The 3,863-nt window shown below is 53.2% G+C and carries 3 protein-coding genes; all 3 read left to right on the forward strand.

All coding sequences use genetic code 11. From position 1 onward, the window contains the following. The first annotated feature begins 968 nt into the window (after positions 1–968). The 3 genes from CWI66_RS17230 (at position 969) to CWI66_RS18490 (ending at position 3,201) form a co-directional block, all read left to right on the forward strand. Positions 969–1,235, forward strand: a complete 267-nt coding sequence (locus CWI66_RS17230) for a hypothetical protein (protein WP_100732354.1) — start codon at positions 969–971, stop codon at positions 1,233–1,235. Continuing rightward, the gene (locus CWI66_RS18115; protein WP_157809002.1) at positions 1,223–1,918 is read left to right on the forward strand and encodes a zeta toxin family protein; all 696 of its coding nucleotides are present in this window, start codon (positions 1,223–1,225) and stop codon (positions 1,916–1,918) included. The genes CWI66_RS17230 and CWI66_RS18115 overlap by 13 nt, the downstream gene beginning before the upstream one ends. A 296-nt stretch (positions 1,919–2,214) precedes the next feature. After that, the gene (locus CWI66_RS18490) at positions 2,215–3,201 is read left to right on the forward strand and encodes a DUF4351 domain-containing protein (RefSeq protein WP_100732355.1); all 987 of its coding nucleotides are present in this window, start codon (positions 2,215–2,217) and stop codon (positions 3,199–3,201) included. The last annotated feature ends 662 nt before the right edge of the window (positions 3,202–3,863 follow it).

Consider the following 3,863-nt stretch of genomic DNA (forward strand, 5'->3'; position numbering starts at 1 on the left):
AACGAGCGAAAGAGGCACCCGCGAAGGCGGCCCTAGCCGCCCCGATTGAGCCACGGTGATCGAGCAAACCCCAGTGGCATATTCGGCACCCCTAACGGGGTGCTTCGCGGGTGCGCTCTGCTTACACCGCGCTACGAATACGTAGCACCTTTAGAAGCGCGGCAGGATTCCCGTAGCGCGGCGTAACGAAAGAGCGAGGCCACGAGCGAAAGAGGCACCCGCGAAGGGCGGCCCTAGCCGCCCCGATTGAGCCACGATGATCGAGCAAACCCCAGTGGCATATTCGGCACCCCTAACGGGGTGCTTCGCGGGTGTGCTCCGCTTACACCGCGCTACGGATGCATCGCCAACGATACGCATGGGCACCAACCCCGTAGCGCGGCGTAACGAAAGAGCGAGAGCAACGAGCGAAAGAGGCACCCGCGAAGGCGGCCCTAGCCGCCCCGATTGAGCCACGGTGATCGAGCAAACCCCAGTGGCATATTCGGCACCCCTAACGGGGTGCTTCGCGGGTGCGCTCTGCTTACACCGCGCTACGAATACGTAGCACCTTTAGAAGCGCGGCAGGATTCCCGTAGCGCGGCGTAACGAAAGAGCGAGGCCACGAGCGAAAGAGGCACCCGCGAAGGGCGGCCCTAGCCGCCCCGAGCCACGGTGATCGAGCAAACCCCAGTGGCATATTCGGCACCCCTAACGGGGTGCTTCGCGGGTGTGCTCCGCTTACACCGCGCTACGGATGCATCGCCAACGATACGCATGGGCACCAACCCCGTAGCGCGGCGTAACGAAAGAGCGAGAGCAACGAGCGAAAGAGGCACCCGCAGCGGCGACCCGGCGCGAAGGCGGCGCCAGCCGCCCTGATTGAGCCACGATATTTAATGAATCATTGCAATAGCCTGCTCTATTCGAAACTACTCGGTCTATAATGAATCTATGGTTTCACAAGCTGTACTGAGAAGGGAGAAATCATGAGTCAGAAATCAAACCACGAAAAGCTAGCGATGGTGCGCAAAGGTAAGAGAAAAGATCCAATGCAAGACACGCGCTCACTCATGCAGTTTGCGAGCGAATCCTCTCGCGCGGCCATCCAAAAAAATTTGGCTGCCGGTGTTTCTGTGGTCTATGAGCGTGATGGCTATCTGGTTGAAGAGTCGCCCGATCATCAGGTCAAGCAGCTCAAAAAGTTAAAACAAGCCCAGCCATTCAATCTTAGGGAGTATTTGTGCCAAGGTTAAGGCTTATTGCTGGCCCAAATGGCTCGGGTAAAACAACCCTGACTCAATTTTTGCTTAGTAAGAAAATACCATTAGGGCAATATTTAAATCCTGATGATATTGCGAAGCATATTGAGCTAAATGATGTTATTGAAAAAACCTCAACCGCAATGTCTGAGGGCAAGGCGTTCGTAAAGTCTTTTGCTAAAGAGTTTGAAACGTATTTTGCTGCGATCTCTGCGCAAGCGATTGCCACAGGCCTGAGAGAGGATTGGTTGGAGTCTGGCCTATCCCTCACCTATGAATCTGTTATGAGTCATAGTAGTCACATAATATTTGTTGAAAAAGCACTAGATTTTGGGTTTGAGCCCTACCTCTATTATATTTGCACATCAAGTCCTGAGATTAATCAGGCTCGTGTTGCACAAAGAGTTTCGAGTGGTGGGCATGATGTCCCTGCCGAAAAGATAATAAGTCGCTATCAAGCAAGCTTGTCACTTTTGCATGAAATGGTTGTGAAATGTAGAAGAACTTATTTTTTTGATAATTCTAGTGAAATGCATCTGCATTTTGCAGAAGCCACACCTGATGGTTTTCTAGATATCTATGAAAGCGAATTTAAAAAATTTGATTCACAGTGGTTTGTTGATTCAGTGCTTAGAAAATGGGACAGATCTAAAGTGAGATCTGCACGCCCCTCATAACGCACGTAGCAATAAATAGCCGCCAACACCCGTATTAGCGGCCCTAGCCGCCCCGATTGAGCCACGGTGATCGAGCAAACCCCAGTGGCATATTCGGCACCCCTCACGGGGTGCTTCGCGGGTGCGCTCCGCTTACACCGCGCTACAGGTGAATCACCAACGATACGCATGGGCGATCACCCCGTAGCGCGGCGTAACGAAAGAGCGAGAGAAACGAGCGAAAGAGGCACCCGCAGCGGCGGCCCGGCGCGAAGGCGGCGCCAGCCGCCCCGATTAAGCCACAGCAAGGAAAAGCCATGGCGAACCGTACAAGCCACGATCAAAATTTCAAGAACCTGATTTTGGACTATCCTCGCGAAGCCCTCGCTTTCTTTGCATCAGAAGAGGCTGGAGATTTACTGCCTAGCGTCAAAGTCACTCCTATTCGCCAGGAGCAATTAAAAGAGCGCCTGGGTGACAGATTTCATGAGCTAGACGTACCGTTGCTGGTAGAGTGGCCAAATGGGCAACGCGAAGCGCTACTGTTCACGCTAGAAGAAGAAACGGATCCCGGCCGTTTCTCGATCCACAGGCTGGCGCACTACACACTGCACCTGAGTGAGCTATTCGATACAGAACGAGTGGTACCGGTGGTGATTTTTTTGAATTCTAATAAAAAAGTGGTAGAAAGCCTGCATATTCGAAGTGAACGCCATAGCTACCTACAGTTTCACTATTTACATACACATTTAAATAAATTGCCGGCCAATCAGTATTTTAGTAGCCAAAATATCGTAGCACGGCTTAATTTACCGAATATGGAATGGGCAGAGAAAGATAAAATCGATGTATACGCCAATGCCATACAAGGCCTGTTTTCGCTGGAACCAAGCATTGAAAAGCAACTCAAATACATAGACTTTGTCGATATCTACAGCGATTTAAGCACAGATGAAAGAAAAGCCTACCAAAGGCGCTATCCTCAGGAGGAAAGCAAAATGGCTGGTTTAGCAGAGCGTCTTCGTACGGAAGGTATTCAGCAAGGCATGCAGCAGGGCATGCAGCAAGGCATGCAGCAAGGCATGCAGCAAGGTATGCAACAGGGCATGCAACAGGGCATGCAACAGGGCCGTCAGCATGAAGCACAAAACATGCTGCGAAAGCTGCTCATGCTGAAGTTTGGCGAGTTACCGTCATGGGCCGATACCCAAATTGAGACGGCTTCCATAGAGCAGCTGGAAAACTGGATGGAAGGCATATTGAGTGCCAACACATTGGAAGCCCTGATCGAACCTATTCAGTAACCGCTGACACTCACGCCATCATCGGCACCCCTAGCGGGCTGCTTCGCGGGTGCGCTCTGCTTACACCGCGCTACGGGAACACCGCCAACGTTATGAGGCGTGGCACCAACCCCGTTTCGCGCCATAACGAGCAACCGCGTCAACACCTCGAATGGCGGCACCAACCCCGTAGCGCGGCGTAACGAAAGAGCGAGAGCAACGAGCGAAAGAGGCACCCGCGTTGGCGGCGCCAGCCGCCCTGATCGAGCCACGGTAATTGAGCAAACCTCATTGGCCTCACCGGCACCCCTCACGGGGTGCTTCGCGGGTGCGCTCCGCTTACACCGCGCTACGGATGCATCGCCAACGATACGCATGGGCGATCACCCCGTAGCGCGGCGTAACGAAAGAGCGAGAGCAACGAGCGAAAGAGGCACCCGCGAAGGGCGGCGCCAGCCGCCCTGATCGAGCCCTAGCTCGCTAAAGTGCCATCATCGCAGCTATCCTCAGGAGGAAAGCAAAATGGCTGGTTTAGCAGAGCGTCTTCGTACGGAAGGTATTCAGCAAGGTATGCAACAGGGCATGCAGCAGGGCATGCAACAGGGTATGCAACAGGGCCGTCAGCATGAAGCACAAAACATGCTGCGAAAGCTGCTCATGCTGAAGTTTGGCGAGTTACCGTC

The organism is Halomonas sp. 141, assembly GCF_002810305.1.
Classification (GTDB): domain Bacteria; phylum Pseudomonadota; class Gammaproteobacteria; order Pseudomonadales; family Halomonadaceae; genus Vreelandella; species Vreelandella stevensii.